The organism is Polynucleobacter paneuropaeus (genome assembly GCF_003261235.1).
In the GTDB taxonomy this organism is placed as follows: domain Bacteria; phylum Pseudomonadota; class Gammaproteobacteria; order Burkholderiales; family Burkholderiaceae; genus Polynucleobacter; species Polynucleobacter paneuropaeus.
Window position 1 is genome coordinate 1,810,617 of the sequence record NZ_CP030085.1, and the last position, 22,759, is coordinate 1,833,375.

23 protein-coding genes, 1 tRNA gene and 1 pseudogene are annotated in these 22,759 nt (G+C 46.4%); 6 read left to right on the top strand and 19 right to left on the bottom strand.

Annotation, left to right across the window (positions count from 1 at the left end; all coding sequences use genetic code 11):
• Positions 1-161 precede the first annotated feature (161 nt).
• From Pas1_RS09430 to Pas1_RS09585, 5 genes are all read right to left on the bottom strand, one after another.
• The gene (locus Pas1_RS09430) at positions 162-593 is read right to left on the bottom strand and encodes a DUF3106 domain-containing protein (RefSeq protein ID WP_112295115.1); all 432 of its coding nucleotides are present in this window, start codon (positions 591-593) and stop codon (positions 162-164) included.
• Positions 594-753: 160 nt separating this feature from the next.
• Positions 754-969 (bottom strand): BrnA antitoxin family protein, encoded by a 216-nt coding sequence (locus tag Pas1_RS09435; RefSeq protein WP_318784733.1) that lies wholly within the window; start codon positions 967-969, stop codon positions 754-756.
• 5 nt (positions 970-974) lie between these two features.
• The gene (locus Pas1_RS09440; protein WP_225971619.1) at positions 975-1,268 is read right to left on the bottom strand and encodes a BrnT family toxin; all 294 of its coding nucleotides are present in this window, start codon (positions 1,266-1,268) and stop codon (positions 975-977) included.
• Between the two features lie 130 nt (positions 1,269-1,398).
• Positions 1,399-1,929 carry a DUF6803 family protein gene (locus Pas1_RS09445; protein ID WP_112295116.1) on the bottom strand — a complete coding sequence of 177 codons (531 nt, stop codon included), beginning with the start codon at positions 1,927-1,929 and terminating at the stop codon, positions 1,399-1,401.
• A 68-nt stretch (positions 1,930-1,997) separates the two neighbouring features.
• Positions 1,998-2,336 (bottom strand): hypothetical protein, encoded by a 339-nt coding sequence (locus Pas1_RS09585; RefSeq protein ID WP_136625615.1) that lies wholly within the window; start codon positions 2,334-2,336, stop codon positions 1,998-2,000.
• 84 nt (positions 2,337-2,420) lie between these two features.
• Here Pas1_RS09585 and Pas1_RS09450 point away from each other — a divergent pair, with 84 nt between their 5' ends.
• From Pas1_RS09450 to Pas1_RS09460, 3 genes are all read left to right on the top strand, one after another.
• Complete coding sequence (locus tag Pas1_RS09450; protein ID WP_112295117.1) at positions 2,421-2,771, top strand: DUF3147 family protein; 351 nt, start codon at positions 2,421-2,423, stop codon at positions 2,769-2,771.
• A gap of 181 nt (positions 2,772-2,952) precedes the next feature.
• Positions 2,953-3,249, top strand: a complete 297-nt coding sequence (locus Pas1_RS09455; protein ID WP_112295118.1) for a hypothetical protein — start codon at positions 2,953-2,955, stop codon at positions 3,247-3,249.
• A gap of 62 nt (positions 3,250-3,311) precedes the next feature.
• Positions 3,312-3,677, top strand: coding sequence for a c-type cytochrome (locus Pas1_RS09460; protein WP_112295119.1), 366 nt, complete (start codon positions 3,312-3,314; stop codon positions 3,675-3,677).
• A gap of 205 nt (positions 3,678-3,882) precedes the next feature.
• Here Pas1_RS09460 and Pas1_RS09465 read toward each other — a convergent pair.
• Positions 3,883-3,958: transfer RNA gene (locus tag Pas1_RS09465), tRNA-Phe, on the bottom strand.
• A gap of 116 nt (positions 3,959-4,074) precedes the next feature.
• Between Pas1_RS09465 and ycaO the strand changes: the two genes are divergently transcribed.
• Positions 4,075-5,784 (top strand): 30S ribosomal protein S12 methylthiotransferase accessory factor YcaO, encoded by a 1,710-nt coding sequence (gene ycaO, locus Pas1_RS09470; RefSeq protein ID WP_112236922.1) that lies wholly within the window; start codon positions 4,075-4,077, stop codon positions 5,782-5,784.
• Positions 5,785-5,804: 20 nt separating this feature from the next.
• Here the strand turns inward: ycaO and Pas1_RS09475 are convergent, their stop codons facing one another.
• Genes Pas1_RS09475 through def form a run of 6 tightly spaced genes read right to left on the bottom strand, consistent with a single transcriptional unit; the run spans position 5,805 to position 12,192 of the window.
• Positions 5,805-6,482, bottom strand: coding sequence for a response regulator (locus tag Pas1_RS09475; RefSeq protein WP_112295120.1), 678 nt, complete (start codon positions 6,480-6,482; stop codon positions 5,805-5,807).
• A 2-nt stretch (positions 6,483-6,484) separates the two neighbouring features.
• Positions 6,485-8,791, bottom strand: a complete 2,307-nt coding sequence (locus Pas1_RS09480; RefSeq protein WP_225971449.1) for a sensor histidine kinase — start codon at positions 8,789-8,791, stop codon at positions 6,485-6,487.
• Positions 8,792-8,799: 8 nt separating this feature from the next.
• Complete coding sequence (locus Pas1_RS09485; RefSeq protein ID WP_112295121.1) at positions 8,800-9,381, bottom strand: DUF4390 domain-containing protein; 582 nt, start codon at positions 9,379-9,381, stop codon at positions 8,800-8,802.
• A complete protein-coding gene (rsmB, locus tag Pas1_RS09490) occupies positions 9,378-10,736 on the bottom strand; it encodes a 16S rRNA (cytosine(967)-C(5))-methyltransferase RsmB (protein WP_225971620.1) in 1,359 nt (452 codons plus the stop codon). Before rsmB ends, Pas1_RS09485 begins: the two co-directional genes overlap by 4 nt.
• A complete protein-coding gene (gene fmt, locus Pas1_RS09495; protein WP_112295123.1) occupies positions 10,678-11,667 on the bottom strand; it encodes a methionyl-tRNA formyltransferase in 990 nt (329 codons plus the stop codon). Before fmt ends, rsmB begins: the two co-directional genes overlap by 59 nt.
• A gap of 9 nt (positions 11,668-11,676) precedes the next feature.
• Entirely contained in the window at positions 11,677-12,192 is a 516-nt protein-coding gene (gene def, locus Pas1_RS09500; RefSeq protein WP_112295124.1) for a peptide deformylase, read from the bottom strand.
• A gap of 71 nt (positions 12,193-12,263) precedes the next feature.
• Here def and dprA point away from each other — a divergent pair, with 71 nt between their 5' ends.
• Positions 12,264-12,932 carry a DNA-processing protein DprA gene (dprA, locus tag Pas1_RS09505; protein WP_112295125.1) on the top strand — a complete coding sequence of 223 codons (669 nt, stop codon included), beginning with the start codon at positions 12,264-12,266 and terminating at the stop codon, positions 12,930-12,932.
• Positions 12,933-13,148: 216 nt separating this feature from the next.
• Positions 13,149-15,812 carry a DNA topoisomerase III gene (locus tag Pas1_RS09510; RefSeq protein WP_112295126.1) on the top strand — a complete coding sequence of 888 codons (2,664 nt, stop codon included), beginning with the start codon at positions 13,149-13,151 and terminating at the stop codon, positions 15,810-15,812.
• Here Pas1_RS09510 and mnmC read toward each other — a convergent pair.
• From mnmC to rpmH, 7 genes and pseudogenes are all read right to left on the bottom strand, one after another.
• Positions 15,785-16,873, bottom strand: a pseudogene (gene mnmC / locus Pas1_RS09810) (FAD-dependent 5-carboxymethylaminomethyl-2-thiouridine(34) oxidoreductase MnmC); the annotation flags it as partial. The gene Pas1_RS09510 and the pseudogene mnmC overlap by 28 nt on opposite strands.
• A 24-nt stretch (positions 16,874-16,897) precedes the next feature.
• The gene (locus tag Pas1_RS09520; RefSeq protein ID WP_112295128.1) at positions 16,898-18,760 is read right to left on the bottom strand and encodes a phosphoenolpyruvate carboxykinase (GTP); all 1,863 of its coding nucleotides are present in this window, start codon (positions 18,758-18,760) and stop codon (positions 16,898-16,900) included.
• Positions 18,761-18,846: 86 nt separating this feature from the next.
• On the bottom strand, positions 18,847-20,217 hold the full coding sequence (gene mnmE / locus Pas1_RS09525; protein WP_192874772.1) for a tRNA uridine-5-carboxymethylaminomethyl(34) synthesis GTPase MnmE: 1,371 nt from the start codon (positions 20,215-20,217) through the stop codon (positions 18,847-18,849).
• A gap of 35 nt (positions 20,218-20,252) precedes the next feature.
• The gene (gene yidC / locus Pas1_RS09530) at positions 20,253-21,926 is read right to left on the bottom strand and encodes a membrane protein insertase YidC (protein ID WP_112295130.1); all 1,674 of its coding nucleotides are present in this window, start codon (positions 21,924-21,926) and stop codon (positions 20,253-20,255) included.
• Positions 21,916-22,173 (bottom strand): membrane protein insertion efficiency factor YidD, encoded by a 258-nt coding sequence (gene yidD, locus Pas1_RS09535; RefSeq protein WP_112205757.1) that lies wholly within the window; start codon positions 22,171-22,173, stop codon positions 21,916-21,918. The genes yidC and yidD overlap by 11 nt, the downstream gene beginning before the upstream one ends.
• Positions 22,173-22,487 carry a ribonuclease P protein component gene (locus Pas1_RS09540; protein WP_318784734.1) on the bottom strand — a complete coding sequence of 105 codons (315 nt, stop codon included), beginning with the start codon at positions 22,485-22,487 and terminating at the stop codon, positions 22,173-22,175. The genes yidD and Pas1_RS09540 overlap by 1 nt, the downstream gene beginning before the upstream one ends.
• A gap of 2 nt (positions 22,488-22,489) precedes the next feature.
• Complete coding sequence (gene rpmH, locus Pas1_RS09545) at positions 22,490-22,624, bottom strand: 50S ribosomal protein L34 (protein WP_011903922.1); 135 nt, start codon at positions 22,622-22,624, stop codon at positions 22,490-22,492.
• Between the last annotated feature and the right edge of the window lie 135 nt (positions 22,625-22,759).

Consider the following 22,759-nt stretch of genomic DNA (forward strand, 5'->3'; position numbering starts at 1 on the left):
CCCCCACACAACTGTCCTTTTAAAGGACGCTTATTGATGGGGATATCCGAGACTAATTACATCTAACCCCACCAAGCCCAAAAGAAAATAGCCCAACAAGTGGGCTATTGAGATTCTTGGTGGCCCGGGGCGGAATCGACCAGGGCTGAGGATGTCTGATCCTAGCTAGCTTGCTTGTGCCACTTCTGCTTTTCCTCGGGGCTCATATTTTCCCATTTGGCTTTACGGGCCTTCATCTCAGCCTGCTCTTCAGGCGTTAGTCCATCAAAGAAAGTCTTTCTCTCTGCTTTCATTTTCTCTTTTTGCTCAGGAGTAATTGATTGCCATTGAGCCTTCATTTTCTCGTGAACCAACTTGCGATCTTCAGGGCTTAAAGCCTTCATTTGATCGCGCATCTTATGCCAGTATTCTTTACGCTCTTCTGGAGTAGCCTTAAGTAATGCGGCATCTGTTTGTTTCATTTGCTCAAGGCGCTGATCAAATGTTAGGTTGATGTTTGCCAACGGATTTGGTGGTTCAGGTATCGCCGCACCGGCCAAAGAAAATACAGACATACCAAATAGCAGTCCCACTACAAATTTCTTAGAACTCATAACTCCCCCTCTTGTTAGTTATTCCTCATTCTAGCCCCGACTAACGAATCCTCATCCCCCCGACCAAAAGAAAATAGCCCAACAAGTGGGCTATTGAGATTCTTGGTGGCCCGGGGCGGAATCGACCAGGGCCTCAGGAGACTCGCATCCTACCTCTAGACTACTTCCAGCTAAGGTTCAGCTTCTTATGCGAAGCGGCACAATCTCTCAAATAGAGATTAATGAGGCTTTGATAAGGAATTCCAACTTCTTCTGATACAGATTTGAAGTAACTCACTGAATCCTCATCCAATCTAATGGTAATGGGCTTCTTGAGCACAGAAGCATATGGGTTTTTACGAGCCTTTGAGAAATCATATTCTTTACGCATCTTCATCACCTTTAATAAGCTTTTGACTCTTTAGGGGTTGCCTTACGAGCCGAAATAATACGAACGACATTACCCTCGCTTCGATAGCAATGGCAAACCAAAATCACACGAAGAGAATGGCTTACTCCCAGCAAGATAAATCTGTCTTCATCCTCCGAATGATCGGGGTCGGAAATTAACTTAGCACTTTCATCATAAAACACAGATTTCGCCTCTTCAAAAGAAATACCGTGTTTCTTTAGATTGGCCGAAGCTTTTCTGGGCTCCCATTCAAATCGTAACAAAGTCATATGTACATTGTACATATATTAATTAGAAGGAGCAAGTCCGCCTGACCAAAAGAAAATACCCCGCACGAAGCAGGGCATTATTTAAATCTTGGTGGCCCGGGGCGGAATCCACAAGAGCCGAGGATATCTAATCCACTTTCAACACTTACTTCATATGACCCGCATGCTCTGCTGGCACCTCATGATTCATTTCCATTAAATGCGGGGCCTGGTATCCCAATATCGCAGGATCAAGCATTCCTGAAATCATTGCCACATGGCCAAACACTAAGAACACGGCAACACATATCGCATGAATCTTTAACTTACCCATTTGGTCTAGTGCTCGATTAACTAAACCGAACTCTTGTAAGGCAATCCAGATCAGCGGCAATCCTGCGATTACATAAGTGCTAACAGCGATTACATCAATCACTGTTCTCCACTCGCCTGCCTGTGTAATAGGAATAATGGCATTAGTCACAATGTAGTAAATGATCCCAACAAAGTAAACGCCCACAGCCATTCCAGAAAAGCGATTGAGGTAATAAACAGCACCATCGAACTTGCGAGTAAAGAGGAGATATAACTCAGTAATAGCTAAGGTTTCGGCCAAAACAATTGGGATGGCCATAAAAATAATTAAATTCCAGGGCTGATTAACAGCCAATAACTCCATGTAGTGAGTCATGTTCATAAGATTTCTCCAAAATATATGTGTGACTAACTGTCACAAATCAAACTAACTTGAATTACTAAATTAGCTTAGACTTTTGGAGGCCTATAGATGAAGTTGATTGCTGACTTGAGGGCCAATAATGAGCTACTTGAGGGCGGTGCTTGCGTTGAGACGGCCGATAGCTCGATGTTTAATGTTGGCATAACTACCAAACCCAAACAGCACTGGTAGCTGTCGCCATGGCAGGGCTGATTGGTATTTGTATCGTGAGAATTACTCGCCACCTCATCACAATGATGGGCTGAGTTATCAGTAATAGTAACTTGATGCTGAGGCTGATGTGCCGATAAATCAATGGGCATCACTGCCGCATGAATCAAGCTGGCAAATAGACTAAAACAAAGGGCAAGGCATATCCTTCTCATAATTTAATTCTATGCCCATTTGCTAAATTTGTCGTTTTAAACGACATTCCTATAATGGGGCAAGCACACACAATAAAGGCTTCTATGGCTTGGATCATCGCAAAGTATCTATTAACAGCAGGGATGGTTGTATTCATATCCGAGGTTGCCAAACGCAGTGATCGATTAGGTGGCTTTATTGCGGCATTGCCCGTAATGACTCTTTTAACTCTTGTGTGGCTGTATGCAGAAAACCAACCTGAAGAGAAAATTGCTAATCACGCCTATTACACCTTTTGGTATGTGATTCCAACGCTACCGATGTTTCTACTTTTTCCTTACCTACTACCAAGGCTGGGGTTCTGGATGACTATGGGAACTTGCGTAGTGGCAACGGTTATCTGCTTTGGCTTATTTGCCTTGGTGATGAAGAGCTTTGGAATTAACCTTCTGTAAATGAAAAAACCACCCGAAGGTGGTTTTGGTGTTTCTTGGTGGCCCGGGGCGGAATCGAACCAGGGCCTAGGATGAGAGATCCTTAAGGCTACTAATGGCTATCCTGTCTTGAATGTTGCCCATATAAAACAAGTAAAGCCGCTACGACTGGAATAAGTGGCAGGCAAACTTAAACCTACTGATGCAAGGTCATTACACTGGCACCGAAAATCAAGGTACCTATTTTGGCTATCAAGGGCAAGTGAAGTATCGCCTTCAACCCGAGCTTCAGCTGGGAGCACAACTATTTTCTTGGCTTGGGCAACTGAATAATTGGAATACTAATCAACAACAGCAAACCAGTGTCGGACCAGCTATATTTGGGAAAACCAAACTTGGCCGAAAAGAAGCGCTTGTCTATAACGTTGCCTATCTTTGGGGAACAACTACCGCATCCCCAAAAAACACAATACGTATGCAGGTTGAGTATGAGTTCTAGTAATCGTCGCGCAAATACGAATGTAATAAACTAAAATTGAGTACTCTTTATTTGAGGTTGGTATGAAATATATTCTCTTCATTTGTCTTTACTCTTTAAGTCTTTCGAGTATTGCCAGCGGCGAAGAAACCTATAAAGCCGTTTGCTCAAACTGTCATGCCTCTGGCCTTAACAAAGCTCCCGTGCTGGGTGATAAAAAGCAATGGGGAAAGTTGATCAAAGAGGGTCAAGCTCATATTACTTCGGATGGTTATCACGGTGTTGGAGCAATGCCGCCAAAAGGCGGAAAGTCAGACTTAACAGTGACTGAATTTGCTTATGCGGTGGTTTATATGGCAAACCAAGCTGGGGCTAACTGGAAAGAGCCCGACGAAGCAATGCTCAAAGATATTAACAAGCGGATTGCCAAAAAGTCATCAAAATCATAAATGTCGTTTTAAACGACATTACAAGCACCGACCCCAAATCAGCGTCGCTTAAATCGACACTTGACTGGCACAGGGATGACAAATCCCCAATAGATAAAGCGTCCTTTTAAAGGACAGTTCATGATGGGGGGATGTGAACGGCAACTGTAAACCATGTGGTCGGTACCGGACGTAAAGCATGTGTCCGGTACGGACCGAGAATTCTTGGTGGCCCGGGGCGGAATCGAACCACCGACACAAGGATTTTCAATCCTCTGCTCTACCGACTGAGCTACCAGGCCAAGACTCGGAATTATAACGAATTGGGCTTGGTTTTGATTAAATTCCCCTGGTGACTATTGTTTATGGCCAGTCCATCTGTGTCAGATAGGTCTTTTATGCCCCGTTAGAATGGGTGATGACTACACAAAGCTTTATACCCGGCAAGGATGCATCGCTTGAATCGACGATCGCCACTATGCAGAAAAAGTTGGCGGATCGAGGGTTCTTTCTCAACGAATCTTCTCTTCTGAATCCTGTGGAGGGCATTTGGTCTACACACGTGAAGGACCAAGATTGCCCTATGTTGTTTGCTAATGGTAAAGGCGCAACAGAATTAGCCGCTCGCGCTAGTGCGTTTGGTGAGTTCTTTGAAAGACTCGGTACACATTACTTTTGGACCCACTTTTATCTAGGCAAGAAAAGGGCTTCAGGCAAGTTCGTGCACTACCCGCAAGAAAAATGGTTTCCTCATGGTGATGGCTCATGGCCAAGCGAATTACTCAATCCTGAATTGCATTCTTTTTACAACCCTGATGGCGCAATTGATAGCTCTGTCTTGGTTGATCTCAATTCTGGAAATATAGAGCGAGGAATTTGTGCGCTACCCTACACTCGTCTTCGCGACGGAGAGCTCACTTGGATACCCGTGAATATTATTGGGAATTTGTATGTCAGCAACGGCATGTCTGCTGGCAACACCATGATGGAAGCCCGCACACAAGCCCTTTCTGAAATTTATGAGCGACACATTAAATATCGAATCATTAGCGAGGGACTTTGTCTGCCAGACGTACCTGAAGAGGTAATTGCACGCTATCCTAAAATTACAAACGGCATAAAAGGTTTGCGTGATGCTGGCTTTGGAATATTGGTTAAAGATGCCTCGCTTGGCGGTGAGTATCCCGTCATGAACGTGACCCTATTGCATCCAAAAGATCAGGGCTGCTTTGCTAGCTTTGGCGCCCATCCTCGTTTTGAGATTGCGCTCGAACGCGCTCTGACTGAACTATTACAAGGTCGCGCCTTAGATTCTTTAGAGAACTTTGCTGCGCCTGGTTTTGATATGGATGAGATTAACTCGGTATCTAATCTCGAAATTCATTTTGTAGATTCTAGTGGCGTGATTAGCTGGAGCTTTCTAAGCAATCAGCCTGACTTTCCTTTTATAGACTGGAACTTTAGTTCGACTACGGAAGAAGATTACAACTGGTTATGCAAGCGTATTGAAAAAGATGGCTGCGATGCTTATGTTGCAGACTTTCCTGAGCAAGGCGCTTACGCATGCCGAATACTAGTGCCAGGCATGTCAGAAATTTATCCGGTGGAAGACTTGGAGTGGGAGAACAACAGCGTTGGGAATCTCATTCGTCCAGCACTATTGCGCCTGTCTCAACTCAGTAATTCAGAAATAAAAGATTTGCTAACCGAATTGCAAACACTCAATTTAAATGATGAGCGGCCGCTCTGGGAAATTCTGGGCTTAGCTATTCCGGTTGCTACAAGCTGGAAAGAGTTGCGTATCGGCGAACTAAAAACCTTACTTGCTCTAGCGGTAGGTGATAAAGAAGCGGTCCTTGAAGGCTGCGATTGGATTGATCACTACAAGCAAATGAATCCTGCGCGCAGACTAGTCTATCGGTGCATTGAAAATTATCTTCAGTTTGATAGCCCTACTGCCTATGAGCATTCTCTATCTCTTCTGTATGGTACAGAAATATTGCGCCAAGCTAAAGCTCTTATTAATAGAGATGAGCGCTTCTTTGGTCTTGAGGATCTTGGTGAAAATATGGAGGCCAGCGCAATGCATCAAAGCCTTCTAGCTGCATACGACAAACTATTTACGTAATCAATGCAAAGGATACTAAGCTAAACATCGCCCTTGTTTTTAGAAGTATCGATCCCCAAGGCCTTGAGCTTACGGTAGAGATGGGTTCGCTCTAGACCGGTGTACTCGGAGATCTTGGTCATACTGCCACCCATGATCTGCATCTGGTGCTCAAAGTAGGCTTTCTCAAATAAATCCCGAGCCTCTCTGAGAGGTAAATCATAGTAATTCTTTGCAATTCCACTAATGTACTCACCCTCAGGATGTGGATTACTAATGGGTTCTGGGATGTTTACTTTAGGGGCGGGAGTGCTTGACTGAGCAACCCTTCCCTGCTCTGGCTCAACATATTTTGGTGAAGTTTCTAAAGCCTTGTTAACCGTTTTAAGTAATTTTTGAAGAGCAATCGGCTTTTCTAAAAAATTGAGGGCACCAATACGCGTTGCCTCTACTGCCGTATCAATCGTGGCATGCCCAGACATCATCACTACTGGCATTGTAAGTTGGCCCGTTTTAGACCATTCTTTTAAGAGCGTAATGCCGTCTGTTTCTGGCATCCAGATGTCTAGCAGAACTAAATCGGGGCGCATCTGCTCACGAATTTTGCGAGCCTGTACTGCACTCTCGGCAGCGTAAATCGTATGGCCTTCATCCGTCAGGATTTCATTGAGGAGCTCTCTTATGCCCATTTCATCATCGACTACCAAAATGCTGGCCATGATTACGCCGCCTCTTTCGCTAGGTTCATAAACAAAATGGATACTTTTGCACCAATCACTTCTTCTCCCTGCATACGATTCCGAATTTCTATTTTGGCGGAATGGTCTTCAATAATTTTCTTTACTACCGCCAATCCTAAACCCGTACCCTTACTCTTGGTTGTTACATATGGTTCAAATGCTCTTGCCAATATCTTAGCTGGAAATCCAGAACCAGAATCGCTTATTGTCAATCTCACTGCATTTTGCATTATGCCGTTCGCCTCGCCATAAGGAACCAACTCTGTTTTAACTTGAACCGGCTCATTTTGATGGCTACCTTCTAAAGTTGCATCCTGTGCATTCTGCAATAAGTTATGAATAACCTGTCTTAGCTGGGTTGGATCGCCCATGATATCTGGGCAATGTGGATCTAGTATGACGCGCAATGGACTGCCCTCGTAAAGACCCAGAATCTCTTGTGTAAGCGCATTAATCGATACGGGCTTTAATTGCGGTGCGGGTGTCTTTGCAAAATCCCTAAAATCATTCACCATTTCTTTCATGGCGCGCACTTGGCCAATAATAGTATCGGTGCTGCGATTGAGCATCTCTTCCTGCTCTGGACTTAAGCTACCAGCCAATTTATGTTGCAGACGCTCTGCAGAAAGCTGAATGGGGGTCAATGGGTTCTTGATTTCATGGGCTAAACGTCTTGCTACCTCGCTCCAAGCAATAGAACGCTGAGCACTAACAACATCAGTAATGTCATCAAATACCACCATCTTTAAATCAGGGGCTAGCTCTGTTCCTCGCACAAACAAAGTAACTCCCAGTTCATTTTCAAATTCATTAGTGGCGTGTAGCTGAATTTGTTTTTGCCAAACAGGGGATGCCCCTTCTGTATTCACGGTAGCTGCGTCTCCCCCTGCAGCAATACTGAGTTTCATGGTGGCAAAGCCTTCTTTAATGGCTTGCTCAAACTCTTCTAACGCAGGAATTTCATGCAAGGCTTTGCCATCTAACTTCGTCAAATCTTGGCGAAAAATTCGGTCTGCGCCCGCATTGCTAGAGACAACATTAAAGTGTTTATCAAAAATACAGACGCCGGCTGTCAGGTTTCCTAAGACCGTCTCTAAAAAGGTCTTAGATTCTTGCAATGACTTGCGAGTGTCGGAAAGCTGACGGGTCATCACATTAAATTGGCGGGTCAACATACCCAGCTCATCGCCCGTATCTAACTCGGGCTTTGGAGAAAGGTCGCCTTGCGCAACTGCTTGTGTGCCTCGTAAGAGCATCAGCAAGGGCCGCGCCAATTGCCTACCCAACAATAATGCCAAAACTACCGCCACAAATAATGCGAAGAAGAGTGTGAGCGTCAGCGTGCCCACAAACATCTTCTTTAGGCCCGAGCGGCCCAAAGATTTTTCTTGATAGTCGGTATAAGCTGCCTGCACCGCTATAGTATTTTTGCTGATAGCCTCAGGCACAGGCTTAATGAGCTGGAGATACCAAAACTCTTTTTGATACTGTAGATTCAGTCCAAAGCTGTGGCCACTGCTGGCGCGTTCTTTCACCAAGGGAACGATTGCGCGCAAACGATAGGCCTGTGTTCCATCTGTATTGTTAGGCTCATCTATATAGGCGCTACCGTTGACTTTGGAGGCTTGCGACATGATCTCTGGGGTAGGTGCCGCAGCGTGAGCCTCAAGAGCGCCTGATGCTGCTGTCGCAACAATCATTTGACGGCCATTGAAGATGGTAATTTCTTGAATACCAAACTGATCCCGCATTCTAGATAACAGCAGGGTCAGCTCTGCAGGGCTCGCATTATTCGGTAGGCGCTGAATTTGATCAGCAATAATGCGACCCTCATCTTGCAATTCAGCAAGCGAGCTACTCAAGGTGGCACGGCCCAGCTCGAGGCCAGCCTCAAGGGCGGACTCGGTTTGCACATCAAACCAAGTTTCAATACTGCGAGACACGAACTGCAAAGATACGCCATACAAGATTAAGCCCGGCACTACACCCACTAAACCAAAAATCATGGCTAGCTTAGCAATCAGTCTTGTACCAAAGCGGCCCTTATGCCAACGTACCGCAATGACAACTACCAATATCAAAATCACCAAGGTTAAGCTTGCCCCAATAATGATGTTGGCAGCGTAAAGCCAAATAAAATAATTATCGAAGAACTGGGTATTGGATGATGCAAGCGAAAGCATGATTAACAAAATCAATGCAAATGTGCCAATCAGCCCTGCCGCAACTGGAAGAATGCGCCCCTTCCAAATCTCTTTATGAGAAAGCCTGGGAATAAATGAGTTCATTGCCATCTTCATCGCTGAATCAGGTTTTGTCCTGCTGGATTAAACGGAAAGTGTAGCCACTCGCTGCTCACATTCCAGTCACGATTATTGAGCGCATTGACTTGGAATGGCTTAGGCAGCTTGCTTAAATCGAGTGACATTTTTAAACCCGCTGTATAAGCCTTACTAGGATCAATCTGCGTGTTATCAAGCACGCGCCAACCACCAATACTACCGATCACTTGCAGCGCCTCAGTAATAGTAGGTGCGGAAAATGTAAAGCCCTCTGATGAAATTCGATATTGTTTGGTAAGGGGCTGATAAGAAAGACGGGCCTGCTTTTGTACCAAGATTGATTTTTCGTCAAACCAATACCAGCGAGAACGGGTTAAATCAAATTCCGTTTGAAAATACAAAACCACCCCTTTTTGAACCGCATCTTCTAAACCTGGTGATAGTTCAATTTGAAAAGTGGCATTAAGCAGCCAGTCGTTGTCTGCCCGCTCCAACTCAACGGATTTGATTTTGATTCCTTCTGCATATGCAGTGCCTGTACCCAAACCCAGCACTAACAAGATGCACAGAATCAGTTGTTTAATGCTTTGGCTCATGGCCCATTTTTCTTAAACAAGGCATAGTAAAAACCATCATTTGTAGCGGTCGGGAGAATCTGTCCTGGAGCGCTTAATCGTAATGCATTGGGGTATTTTGCTGCAAACCATTTAGCCTGGTCTTCCCCTTCTTCCGGGAAAATAGAGCAAGTGATATATAAAAGCGTGCCATTTGGTTTTAGCATTTGCCAAGCCTGCGCCATAATGCTCTGCTGTTTTTGCTGCAACTGAGCAATATCCGAGGCGCGACGCAGAAAAGGGATATCGGGATGGCGGGCCACAATGCCCGATGCGGAGCAAGGAGCATCAAGCAGAATTTTGTCAAAAGGCTTGCCGTCCCACCAAGAAGATTGCGAGGCATCCCCTCTCACAATCTGCACCTTGTCGGTATGTAGGCGCAGGCGATCTAAATTTCCGCCGATACGGGCAAGGCGGTCTTTATCTATTTCTAAAGCTACTGTATCCGCATCGGCCAACTCTAATAAGTGCGCCGTTTTGCCGCCAGGGGCTGCACAGGCATCTAAGATTAAGTCGCCTACTTTTGGATCTAACAATATTGCGGCTAATTGAGCCCCAGAGTCCTGCACTGAAACAGCTCCACTGTAAAACTCGGGCAGGTCTGAGACAGGCACAGCCTCATCTAGGATTAGCGCCGAGGGAAGAGGAACGCCAGCCAGGGTATCAAGGGGTTTTGAAGCAATTCCGCTTTGAGCCAACATAGCTTGATATTGCTCACGCGTATATTGCCGTACGTTGACACGAAGTATTAATGGGGCACGCTGGGCTTGCTGAAAACCAATCGCTTGCCACTCTTTAGGGTAAGACTGCTTTAAATTGGCGCGCCACCATGCTGGGTAATACATAGAAATTGGGTCAGGCGCATAGCCCTTGGTGGCAATCGCTTGAAACTTCTGACTCACCTTACGTAATACAGCATTGACCATCCCCTTGGCATAAAGGGTTTTGTCGTAAAGGCCGCAAGCCTCAACTGCCTGATCGACAATCGTATGCGTGGCATAAGTCTTCTGGTCGCCATGGAGAAATAATGCAATCGCTACGCTTAAGAGATGAGCTGTTTCAGGAGGTGGCGCCTTCGGCACAAACTCTTTGATGAGTTCTTGTGAGCCATTCCATTTGCGCAAAGCATCAAAAGTCAGACTTTGGACGATGGGGCGCTCATGTGAGCCAAGCTGATCGAGCACTTCGCCCAATGACCTGCCGTGCATGACTTCGCCAAGCGCTTGGGCTGCGATCGTGATTGCCTCTGATAAAGGCAGATTATGACTTCCTGGGCGCTCAGTCAAACCGACTCGCTTCTTTCTGCTCCAACTGAGTATGAAGGCCCAGCTTTGCATTCATTCTTTTTCCGCCGGGACGCTGAACTTCAGTTAGCTCAACAACTCCATCTCCGCATTGAACATAAACTCCGGTTTCAGATGACCCCAATATTTGTCCCGGAACAGCTGACTGTCTTGGTGACGCCTGTGCTGCCAGGGCAGAATTCAAAATCTTGATAGGCTCTCCGCCCAGAGTGGCGCTTGCGCCAGGAAAAGGATTAAAGGCACGAATCCGTCGATCGATTTCGTTGGCACTGAGCTGCCAATTAATCTCCCCTTCGCTCTTGAGAATTTTGTCTGCATAGCTAACGCCATCTTTTGCTTGCGGACTTTTCACTAAAGTATGTCTAGCATCTAAAGCATTGAGCGTTTGCACAATGAGACTCGCGCCCATATCTGCTAAGCGATCATGCAAAGACGCGCTTGTTTCTTCTTTTGCGATATCAAGCTCTTGTCTCAAGATGACATCGCCTGTATCCAAGCCCGCATCCATTTGCATAATGCATATACCTGTCTTCTTATCGCCAGCCTCTATCGCCCTTTGAATCGGCGCTGCACCTCGCCAACGAGGCAAGAGAGAGGCATGAATATTAAAGCAACCAAAGCGACCTTCTTTTTCTGCAAGATCTAAAACATCTTGGGGCAAGAGCAAACCATAGGCAACTACCACCATCGCATCAAACTCTAGCTTAGCAAGCTTTTGATAGGCGCTCTCTGCCTCGGCTTTTTTTTCAGCATCGGTAGCATTGCGTTTGAGTGTGCTTGGTTGTAAAACAGAAATATTCTTTTCAAGCGCAAATGTTTTAACTGAACTTGCATGTAAATGCATTCCTCTGCCCGCCCTACGATCTGGCTGTGTCAACACTAAAACAATCTGATGGCCGGCCAAATCAATCGCGCGCATTGCTTGAGCTGCAAACTCAGGGGTTCCAGCAAAGACAATTTTCATTGGCTACGCTTAGCGCTGCTCCGCTAACTCTTTAGCGCGTTTTTTCATTTTGAGAGAGATGCGATTGCGTTTCAGTAGAGATAAATACTCTACAAAAACCTTTCCCTGAAGGTGGTCCATCTCATGCTGCAAACATACTGCGAGCAAACCGTCCGCTTCTAGTTCAAACGGTTTACCGTGCAGATCGATCGCTTTAACGCGAATGTTAGCCGGTCGATCTACTTCATCGTAATATTCCGGCACAGAGAGGCAGCCCTCACGCCAAGATTTTTTTTCTTCGCTAGCCCACACAAGCTCAGGATTGATGAACACCATCAGTTCATTCTGTTCATCAGAAACATCAATCACAATAATTTGTTCATGAATATCTACTTGGGTTGCGGCCAAGCCAACGCCGGGCGCATCGTACATCGTCTCTGCCATATCTTTGACGATTGCCTTAATGCGCTCATCTACCTTAACAACAGGTTTAGCTCGCTTATGTAAGCGAGGGTCTGGATAACAAAGGACGGGTAATAAGGCCATGTCTGAATTATCCAACAGACCAATCCGAATGGGCTGATTGCCGAAATTTCTCCAAGGCTCAGAATGGCTTGATGAAAAATAAACTGCAAGCCAACTCTATTTTGCCCCTAGCTTTAGGTGCTACAAACTATCCCAAACGCCTTCTTGACTTGGCCGATCCTCCGTGCACTATTTATATAGCAGGAAAAATAGAGTTGCTGAGTATGCCCATGATCGCTATTGTTGGCTCTCGGGTAGCTAGCCCAGAAGGAATCAAAAATGCCGGTTACTTTGCTAGAACCCTTGCCAGCGAGGGCCTACTAGTCATTTCTGGCTTGGCCAGGGGCATTGATGGGGCTTCGCACCGGGCAGCCCTTGCGGTGGGCCAACCCACATTAGCAATCTGCGGCACCGGCCTAGATCTCACCTACCCACCTGAACATCATGAGTTAGCGAATGAAATTCAGAAAAATGGTCTTTTATTGGGCGAGCTGCCCTTAGGCATCGGACCCAAGGCCTTTCACTTCCCGCGTCGCAACCGCCTGATTGCAGCACTGGCCATAGGGGTTTTAGTGGTAGAAGCCGCTCAGCAATCGGGCTCACTTATTACGGCCCGCCTTGCATTGGAATTGGGCAGGGAAGTTTTTGCCATACCCTCCTCAATTCACAGCCCCTTGTCTGCTGGATGTCACTATTTAATTGGGCAAGGGGCAAAACTGGTCGCCTCTCCAAAAGAAGTTCTGGAAGAGCTGATTTATTGAAAACCCTGTTTAAAGTGCAAAAAATCGATGTTTTCACTTCATGAAGCATCTTTTTTGCCTATTTATTGGGCACAAGAATACGGCAATTTGGACTTTTAACGATTTATCGGTTAATAATAAAAAAGGGGTAAACAGTTGGTCAGCAGTCATTTTGGTTTAAATTGGTCGTCTTTTCCCCATTCCATCCATCTTTTAAGCTCAAATTTAGGCAAACGCGTGGCTAAAGCACCTACCAAAACCAGCCCAAAGTCTTCTGGGGTCGATCACCCAAAAGCGCTGATCATTGCCGAAAAACCTTCGGTAGCCAACGACATCGCTAAAGCCCTGGGTGGATTTACAAAGCATGAAGATTATTTTGAGAGCGCAGACTTTGTCGTCTCCTCTGCCGTGGGTCACCTGCTAGAAATTGCTGCCCCTGAAGAATATGACGTAAAACGGGGTAAGTGGTCTTTCGCCAATTTGCCCGTTGTTCCTCCACACTTTGATCTGCGCCCGATTGCCAAAACTGAATCCCGCTTAAAGGTTTTACAAAAACTGATTAAGCGTAAGGATATCAATGCGCTAATTAATGCTTGTGACGCAGGACGCGAAGGCGAGTTAATTTTTCGCTTGATTGCGCAGCACGCTAAAGCACCCCAGGGCGTTAAACGACTCTGGTTGCAATCAATGACTCCTAACGCTATTCGGGAGGGGTTTGCAAAACTGCGTAGCGATGAAGAAATGCAGCCTTTGGCTGATGCCGCTCGTTGCCGCTCTGAAGCCGATTGGTTAGTTGGTATTAATGGCACTCGCGCCATGACCGCCTTCAACAGCAAAAGCGGTGGATTCTTTTTAACAACAGTTGGTAGAGTACAGACGCCAACATTATCGATTGTTGTTGAGCGTGAAGAGTTGATCCGCAAGTTTGTCTCTAAAGATTACTGGGAAGTGAAAGCAGAGTTCATTGCTGCTGCTGGTGTCTATGAAGGCCGCTGGTTTGATCCTAAGTTTAAAAAAGATCTTGCCGCACCCGATGCACGTGAGAACCGTTTGTGGAGTGAAGCTGCGGCGCAAAGTATCGTGGCCGCCTGCCGAGACAAAAAAGCAAACGTTACCGAAGAAGCAAAACCTGCAACGCAACTTGCTCCTCAGCTGTTTGACTTAACCAGCCTACAGCGCGAAGCAAATGCGCGCTTTGGTTTCTCGGCCAAAAATACTTTGGGTCTTGCACAAGCCCTATATGAAAGACACAAGGTGTTGACCTACCCAAGAACAGACTCTAAGGCTCTACCCGAAGACTATCTTGATACCGTTAAGCAAACGATTGAGAATCTCGCGCAGCACTCCCAAGAATTGCGTCCTTTTGCTGAGCAGATATTAAAAGGCGATGCCAAGGATCCAAAGAACAAAGTCGGCTTCGGTTGGATCAAGCCTAACAAACGTATTTTTGATGACAGCAAAATTTCTGATCACTTTGCAATCATTCCTACGCTTGAGGCTCCGAAAACCTTAAGTGAGCCAGAGTTCAAACTTTATGACTTGGTGGTGCGTCGTTTCCTGGCGGTCTTCTATCCTGCTGCCGAGTTCCGCGTCACTACACGTATTACTGAAACCTCAGGACACCACTTCAAAACAGAGGGCCGTGTCTTAGTGAATCCAGGCTGGTTAACTGTTTATGGCAAAGCCAATCAAGCTGACGATGAATTGGTTGCGGTTAAGGGGGGCGAGAGCGTTCAAACTGAATCTATTGCAGCAGTGCCCTTAAAGACCAAACCCCCAGCCCGTTACTCCGAGGCAACCTTATTGTCTGCCATGGAAAGCGCCGGCAAATGGGTTGATGACGATGAGATGCGCGAAGCGATGGCTGAGAAAGGCCTTGGTACTCCAGCAACGCGCGCAGCCATTATTGAAGGTTTGCTGGCTGAAAAATATATGGTGCGCGAAGCTCGCGAACTCATTCCGACCGCAAAAGCCTTTCAGCTAATGACCTTGTTACGCGGCCTCGATGTGGAAGAGCTCACGCGCCCTGACCTCACTGGTAATTGGGAAAATAAATTAGCCCTCATCGAGCAAAGCAAGATGAGCCGCGATACCTTCATGCAAGAAATTGCACAAATGACGCAACGGATTGTGAAGCGTGCAAAAGAGTATGACAGTGACACGATTCCAGGTGACTATGCCACCTTGAAAACACCTTGCCCCCATTGTAAGGGTGCTGTTAAAGAAAACTATCGTCGCTTTGCTTGTGAAAAGTGTGGCTTCACGATTAGCAAAACACCGGGTGGTCGCGCCTTTGAATATCCCGAGGTTGAAGAGCTCCTTAAAGAAAAAACGATTGGGCCATTACAGGGCTTTCGCAGCAAGATGGGTAGGCCATTTGCAGCCATTATTAAATTGAGTGAAATTCCTGAGGATGATGCAGACTATCCAAATGCAGGCTTTAAGCTTGAGTTTGACTTCGGTAACTCGCAAGAAGATGAATCCGAAGCAATTGATTTCACTGGACGACAGGCTTTGGGTGTATGTCCTAAGTGTTCTGGCGCAGTATATGAAGATGGCATGCGTTACCTCTGCGAGCACAATACCGGTCCCGCTAAAACTTGCGACTTCAAAACCGGCAAGGTCGTTCTTCAACAAGAAATTTCTACTGAACAAGTCGAAAAATTACTGAAGGAAGGTAAAACAGACTTGTTAACCAACTTCAAATCCAATCGGACCGGTCGGGGCTTTAAAGCCTACTTGGCTCTCGGGCCTGATGGAAAAATTGGTTTTGAGTTTGAAGCTAAGGCGCCTAAAGCTGAAGGGGCGGCGCCCGCTAAAAAACGTGCCGGGTCAAGCGCTGCAAGCAAATCAGCAGTCAAGCCTAAGCGGGCTAGTAAAGCTGCGTCGTCTAGCACCTGAGCAGTAATGAGTTTTGCTGACAAGGCTGACCAAAGCACGCCCCTAGATCCAAAAGCGCTAGCTATAAATATTCCGGGGCGTTGACTTAAGGGCCCAATAATCGGTAGTCGGTCCCCCGCAACGCAACGTATCCCTACAAAGCTACCGTGGCTTTGAAGATCAGCCAAATTACCCTGGGCAAAGTTCAAGAGGGATCTTGCTTGCTCACGGTTAAATTGATCGCTGCTTTGCCTTGGAAGTAGGTCGTCTTCGCCCTCGTCATAGCTTGAGCCGACCATCCAAGTGCACCGACCATCGTCAAGCACTTGTGCAGGCAAGCAGTAGCCATCACCAGATATACCTACCGAAGGAAGTTCTTGAGCCCAAGAACTATTTTCTGCCACAGAGAAAATACTCAGCTGTCCACGCACCGGTCTTAACGGTAGGCGCACCTTCAGACTGTCAATTAAAGATTTTGTATGTGCACCGGCGGCGATTACAACTTTATCGGCGCAGAGTACTGCGTGATTCTCCTTATTCAGCAGCAGCCAATGGCCATTGCTTTGCTCTAGTTTTGTAATTTCTTGATCCCAACAAGTGCTTAGCCCACTTTGTGCTTCTAGCAGCTTTTTACTGGCGCCTGAAAGACTCATCGATGCGCCACGCGGTAACCAAACTCCATTTTGTTTAATGCCGCAAATCTGTTCTGCGTCTTTTGCTTCTAGGGCAATTGCTATGCTTTCATCAAGTTCAAGTGCTTGCAAATATGCAGCCACCTCTACTCGATCAAATGATTTGTCTTTCTTGCTTGGCTGGAAAATACCGTGTTGATTCCAGCTTGCCCCCCACTGGGCTTCTGCTAGTAAGAAAGCAATACGGGTTAGGCGAAGTAAGCGCGGTGAACCTCTGCCAATATGGGGGTGGGCAATTGCATGGGCATGACTTGAACATGCAGTGGCTGGGCCCGCTGCTGCATCGACCACACAAACAGCTTGTCCCTGCTCAAGCAAGGCATTGGCAATAGCGGCGCCAGCAATGCCTGCCCCAATCACCACAACGGCATGGTGTTGGGGTTTAATCACAAAGCTTTAGTTAAGCGCCCTAATTTAGGCGCTTAAGCGTTCCTCAATTTTGGCTTGGGTTGCTAAAAGCTCTTTGGGCAGGCGATCACCAAGGTGGGCAAATAGCTCGGAGTGAAGCTTAAGTTCATTCTTCCAGTCTTCTTTTCCGACGGCAATTGCTTTTTGAAACTGAGCCGCTGAATAGTCCAAGCCACCCCAATGTAAATCAGCATGTTTGGGAGAGATGCCAAATGGGGTTTCTGTACCGCTTGCTTTACCTTCAACACGACCCAGAATCCAAGAGAGCACTCGCATATTTTCTCCAAAACCAGGCCAAACAAATTTACCATCCTCATCTTTGCGGAACCAATTGACGCAATAAATTTTTGGCAGCGTTGCTCCATCGGATTCAAGCTTCTTACCGATGTTTAACCAGTGACGGAAATAATCACTCATGTTGTATCCAGCGAAAGCAATCATGGCGAAAGGGTCGCGTCGCACTACGCCAACTTGTCCGGTAATAGCTGCGGTAGTTTCAGAGCCCAATGTAGCAGCCATGTAAACGCCTTCTACCCAGTCCCGCGCTTCGCTCACTAGTGGAACAGTATTGGAGCGACGTCCACCAAATAAGAATGCATCTATCGGAACGCCTTCTGGATCATCCCATTTTGGATCGACTACCGGATTATTCGTTGCAGCAACTGTAAAGCGAGAATTAGGATGCGCAGCTTTGCGTCCTGCCGCCCCATCTGCTGGCGTCCAGTCTTTGCCTTGCCAGTCAATCAAATGGGCAGGCGGGGTTTCTGTTAAACCCTCCCACCACACATCACCATCATCAGTTAAGCCAACGTTTGTAAAGATCACATCTTGGTTTAAGGAGTCCAAGCAGTTCGCATTGGTTTGGCGATTGGTGCCTGGTGCTACACCAAAATATCCTGACTCTGGATTAATTGCGTATAAGCGAGTTTTGCCGTTTACATCTTTACGCGGCTTGATCCAAGCAATGTCATCGCCAACGGTGGTTACTTTCCAGCCCTCAAAACCTTTTGGCGGAATCATCATTGAGAAATTGGTTTTGCCACAGGCGGATGGGAAAGCAGCGGCAATATGAAACTTCTTTCCTTCGGGAGCGGTCACTCCCAAAATCAGCATATGCTCTGCTAGCCATCCTTGATCACGGCCCATATTGGAGGCGATTCTTAAAGCAAAACATTTTTTACCTAGGAGGGCATTGCCTCCATAGCCGGATCCAAATGACCAGATCTCCCGGGTCTCTGGGTAGTGCACGATGTACTTGGTTTTATTGTTTGGCCAAGCAACATCCTTCTCACCAGATGCAAGCGGCTTACCAACAGAGTGCACGCAAGGAACAAACTCACCATTACTACCAAGCTGATCAACCACGGCTTTACCCATGCGCGTCATGATGCGCATGTTAATAGCGACGTAAGGGCTGTCTGAAACTTCAACACCAATATGCGCAATAGGTGAGCCAATCGGGCCCATAGAGAAGGGCACCACATACATTGTTCTACCGCGCATGCAGCCTTCAAACAGTGGGTTTAGGGTTGCCCGCATTTCCTTAGGCTCAACCCAATTATTGGTTGGACCGGCATCTTCTTTCTTGTTAGAGCAGATAAAGGTACGGTCTTCAACACGGGCTACATCATCCGGATCAGATAGCGCCAGGAATGAGTTTTTTCGTTTTGCAGGATTTAGGCGCTTGAAAACCCCGGCCTTTACCAAGAGCTCGCAAAGTGAGTCGTACTCGTCCTGCGAGCCATCGCACCAGTGGATTTTGTCTGGCTGAGTTAGGGCGGCTATCTCTGCAACCCATTGAATTAATTGATTATTTTTTACGTAAGGCGGTGCATTTACGTTCACCTGGCTAATGTCTGCAGTGCTCATGTGATCCTTTGGGGGAGTAATTTTGGATCGGACAATTTTAACATTTCGGTCATATTTAACGACCTTGCGAGCCTAGAAGAAACCCTCTATTTACCAATACAAAACTGGCTGAAAATTTTTCCCAAAAGATCGTCTGGTAAAAGCTTTCCAGTGATCTTTCCTAGCTCATCTTGCGCTAAATGGAGCTCTTCTGCAAACAACTCTAGCGAATTGTTGCCATTTGCGGCGAACTGCTCTGATTTCTCAATATGTTCCATGGCACGATCTAAGCAATCTAGATGGCGGCGACGCGCCAATATTCCACCCTCTTGGGGTGCGCTCCATCCTGCAATTTCAAGGATTCTATTTTTTAGACCCTCAACTCCGTCCCCAGTTTTGGCAGAAATCTTCAGAGTCTCGCTGGCAGCAAAAGCATTTGCAGCCAATAAATCGACCTTGTTATGCACTTCTAAAATTGGGCACTTGGGCGGCAAGGCGGCAATGATTTCTGCCTTGAGCTTGGTATCTTTTGCAGATTCCTTTCCCGCATTGGCGGCATCCTTTAGGTAAACGACTAAATCAGCCGTGCGGATAGCATCCCAAGAGCGTTCTATACCCTTTGCTTCAACTTCATCTTGGGTATCTCGCAGGCCAGCGGTATCAATAATATGAATCGGCACGCCATTGATCGTGATGCTTTCTTTTACCCGATCGCGGGTGGTGCCAGCAATTGGCGTCACTATGGCAACTTCTTCGCCAGCCAATCGATTGAGTAATGAACTCTTACCAACGTTCGGCGCACCAACTAAGACCAGTTGAATGCCATCACGTAAGATTTTTCCTTGCTTTGCATTTGCTCGCAAGTGCGCAAGCCTCGAGATCACTTTTTGTAGGCGCTCTTTGGCTTGGGCATTTTCTAAAAACTCAATTTCTTCTTCGGGAAAGTCGAGAGTAGATTCGACCAAAATTCGCAATTGCGTAATCTCTTCCACCAATGCATTGATGTCGTCTGAGAATGCGCCCTGTAAAGAGCGTGCGGCACTTCGAACCGCGGCCTCACTTTGTGCGTCAATAAGATCGGCCACAGCTTCGGCCTGAGCCAAATCCATTTTGTTGTTTAAGTAGGCACGCAGAGTGAACTCGCCCGGCTCGGCAATGCATAGGTCAATCTCTTTCCCAACTTCTAGGCAGCGCTTCATGACCAACTCTAAAAGTTGTGGCCCACCATGACATTGAAGTTCGAGAACATCTTCGCCAGTAAATGAGGCGGGCGCCTCAAAATAAATTGCTAGCAACTGGTCAATGATGTTGTTATGTCCATCGCGCAAACTCTGAAGGCTTGCTTGTCTAGTTGCGAGTGGTTTTTGTAATAGGCTACTAGCGAAGCTTTTGAGCTCAGAGCCGCTTATCCTGATAACGCCAACGCCGGCTTTGCCCGGTGCACTAGCAACAGCGATGATGGGCACTTTACGAGTCATCATCGCTGTTATCTTTACAGAAAATGTTGGGCTTTTTAGGCGCCCGCTTTCTTTCCAAACAATTTATTAATTTGCCATTGCTGCGCAATCGACAGCATGTTATTAACTACCCAATACAGAACCAAACCTGCCGGGAAGAAAAAGAACATGATGGAAAAAACAATTGGCATATACAACATCACCTTTGCCTGAATAGGATCGGGTGGTGTTGGATTGAGCTTTGTTTGGACAAACATGGAAATTGCCATAACAATCGGCAAAATATAGTAAGGATCGGGTACAGATAGATCGTGGATCCAACCAATCCATGGTGCGCCACGTGTCTCAACGGAAGATAGCAGTACCCAGTAAAGCGAAATGAAAACGGGGATTTGAATCACGACTGGCAAGCAACCGCCAACAGGATTGATTTTTTCTTTTTTATACATCTCCATCATGGCTTGGTTCAGCTTCTGAGGATCACCTTTGTATTGCTCTTTCATGGCCACAAGGCGAGGCTGCACTTCTTTCATGCGCGCCATTGATTTATAGCTTGCAGCAGAGAGTGGGAAGAAGGCTAACTTAATTAAGATGGTGAGCAAAATGATTGACCAACCCCAGTTACCAACATAAGACTGAATTTTTGCTAGCAGCCAAAAAATAGGTTTTGCCAAAATCGTCAGATAGCCGTAGTCTTTTAAAAGCTCTAAGCCAGGGGCGATACCCTCTAACATTTTTTCTTCTTGTGGTCCAACAAACAATCGGGCCTTTTCTACTACAGTTGCCCCTTTGTCAATTGTGCCGAGCGGAATTTGCATACCAATGCGATATAAATTGACATCGACTTTGTCTGCATAGATGTCACGCGCAACCTTATCGCCAGGAATCCAAGCGCTTGCGAAATAGTGTTGCACCATTGCTACCCACCCACTTTGTCCGGCCGGAATTTGCTTGGGCACTTCTGCTTTGCTCTTCTCAATATCTTCAAAATTTACTTTTCTGAATTTATCGTTTTCTGTATATGCAGCAGGACCAGTAAAGGTGCTGGCCGAGAAAGCGCCGCCAAATGGCCCTATCTTTGGCTCGCTGGTGCCGTCACGAACAATCTCGGTATAAAGCACCAAAGGATTTGGGTTGGAGTTTGATTGAGTAACGCGGTGACCAACGTCAATCACATAGCTGCCTGGATTCAGTAAAAATGTTTTTTCTAGCTTGACCCCATTACGTTCGCTTGCCAACACTAAAAATGGTCTGCCCGATCCATCCTTGCCTGCTTGCTGCAATTTAAACGCACTAGTGTGGTTAGGTAAATCTGGGTTACCAATAGCAATTAGGCCCGAACGCGCAAAATACTTGTGTGCAGGCGTGTATTGAAATAATTCAACCGGTTTTTGATCCGCATTAAGTTCTTTTAGAAGCTTGGCATCAATCACATTGGCGCCTGTTGAACTAATCTCTAAACGGAGCACATCATTCTCTAATACAAACTTTTCACCCTGCTCTAGGTTCACATTCTCTTTTGGTAATGCACTAGATAAGTTGGTGGGTGTGCCAGAAACCGGGGAAGGCAAGTCACCTTTATTTTGGTTTGTGCCTTGATCCGAGCCCACGGGCTTACTTGGCGCACTAGAAAATAGCGATGGCTTTCCTTGATAGGTTTGCCAGTTGTTATAAAGCATAAGGGCCGATAAAGAGAAGACTGCCCAAAGTATTGTTTTTTTAAAGTCCATTTGCTTCACTTAAAGAATGAGATATCTGTTTTACAGCAGGATCGTGGCCGCCGTGTGACCAAGGATTACAACGCAGGATACGCCACACACTTAAACGAGCGCTCTTGAAAAAACCATAATGCTTAAAACAATCGCAAGCATATTGTGAGCAGCTTGGAAAATACTTACATTGCGCCCCAAAATAGGGGCTTAAGCTAATTTGATAAAGCCTAAGCAGTTTTATCGCTAAAGCATTTAAAGGTCGCATTACACAAGGTCCAGCAGTTGATTGCGCAGTTGGCCTTTTTCTTTGCTTCTGAGTCGGCCGCGAGTTTCTCGACCAATAGGTGTGCGCAGCTTGACTACGACATCCAAGCCTGGCTGTGCCTTCCGAATTTGTTCGCGCAACATGCGTTTAAGCCTGTTCCGATCCACTGCGCGTTTAGCGAGTTTTTTAGCGACCGCCAGTCCAAGGTCGGGACTGCAGCCAGCCTTTGGGGGTGCTGAATAAACCCCCCATTGGGAACTTGTCTTGGGGCGTGTTTTTAATAACTCGGAAATCCTGGCGCTATTCAAAGGCAAACTTAAACGGCTAGACGTTTACGGCCTTTGGCACGGCGAGCGTTCAAAACAGCGCGGCCACTCTTAGTTTTCATACGAATACGAAAACCATGGGTACGCTTGCGGCGGGTAACTGAGGGTTGGTATGTTCTTTTCATGATCGATCCTAGGAAAGCCGACTATTTTCGTGCTTGTGAGCTAAAAGGTCAACCTATGCTGATAAATATATAGGTGTTTTCTCTATTTTCCGTGTGATTTTCACCTAGCACCTTAATTTAAATAGCATTTTTATT

Bases quoted from the DNA above. Each gene is read 5' to 3' on its own strand.
- Pas1_RS09435 (WP_318784733.1), bottom strand. From the start codon at position 969: ATGAAGATGCGTAAAGAATATGATTTCTCAAAGGCTCGTAAAAACCCA.
- Pas1_RS09480 (WP_225971449.1), bottom strand. From the start codon at position 8,791: ATGAACTCATTTATTCCCAGGCTTTCTCATAAAGAGATTTGGAAGGGG.
- Pas1_RS09445 (WP_112295116.1), bottom strand. From the start codon at position 1,929: ATGAACATGACTCACTACATGGAGTTATTGGCTGTTAATCAGCCCTGG.
- ycaO (WP_112236922.1), top strand. From the start codon at position 4,075: ATGACTACACAAAGCTTTATACCCGGCAAGGATGCATCGCTTGAATCG.
- Pas1_RS09585 (WP_136625615.1), bottom strand. From the start codon at position 2,336: ATGAGAAGGATATGCCTTGCCCTTTGTTTTAGTCTATTTGCCAGCTTG.
- def (WP_112295124.1), bottom strand. From the start codon at position 12,192: ATGGCCTTATTACCCGTCCTTTGTTATCCAGACCCTCGCTTACATAAG.
- yidD (WP_112205757.1), bottom strand. From the start codon at position 22,173: ATGCGACCTTTAAATGCTTTAGCGATAAAACTGCTTAGGCTTTATCAA.
- Pas1_RS09455 (WP_112295118.1), top strand. From the start codon at position 2,953: ATGCAAGGTCATTACACTGGCACCGAAAATCAAGGTACCTATTTTGGC.
- Pas1_RS09460 (WP_112295119.1), top strand. From the start codon at position 3,312: ATGAAATATATTCTCTTCATTTGTCTTTACTCTTTAAGTCTTTCGAGT.
- mnmE (WP_192874772.1), bottom strand. From the start codon at position 20,217: ATGACTCGTAAAGTGCCCATCATCGCTGTTGCTAGTGCACCGGGCAAA.
- Pas1_RS09450 (WP_112295117.1), top strand. From the start codon at position 2,421: ATGGCTTGGATCATCGCAAAGTATCTATTAACAGCAGGGATGGTTGTA.
- rsmB (WP_225971620.1), bottom strand. From the start codon at position 10,736: ATGCAAAGCTGGGCCTTCATACTCAGTTGGAGCAGAAAGAAGCGAGTC.
- Pas1_RS09430 (WP_112295115.1), bottom strand. From the start codon at position 593: ATGAGTTCTAAGAAATTTGTAGTGGGACTGCTATTTGGTATGTCTGTA.
- Pas1_RS09520 (WP_112295128.1), bottom strand. From the start codon at position 18,760: ATGAGCACTGCAGACATTAGCCAGGTGAACGTAAATGCACCGCCTTAC.
- Pas1_RS09475 (WP_112295120.1), bottom strand. From the start codon at position 6,482: ATGGCCAGCATTTTGGTAGTCGATGATGAAATGGGCATAAGAGAGCTC.
- yidC (WP_112295130.1), bottom strand. From the start codon at position 21,926: ATGGACTTTAAAAAAACAATACTTTGGGCAGTCTTCTCTTTATCGGCC.
- fmt (WP_112295123.1), bottom strand. From the start codon at position 11,667: ATGAAAATTGTCTTTGCTGGAACCCCTGAGTTTGCAGCTCAAGCAATG.
- dprA (WP_112295125.1), top strand. From the start codon at position 12,264: ATGAAAAATAAACTGCAAGCCAACTCTATTTTGCCCCTAGCTTTAGGT.
- rpmH (WP_011903922.1), bottom strand. From the start codon at position 22,624: ATGAAAAGAACATACCAACCCTCAGTTACCCGCCGCAAGCGTACCCAT.
- Pas1_RS09485 (WP_112295121.1), bottom strand. From the start codon at position 9,381: ATGAGCCAAAGCATTAAACAACTGATTCTGTGCATCTTGTTAGTGCTG.
- Pas1_RS09440 (WP_225971619.1), bottom strand. From the start codon at position 1,268: ATGTACAATGTACATATGACTTTGTTACGATTTGAATGGGAGCCCAGA.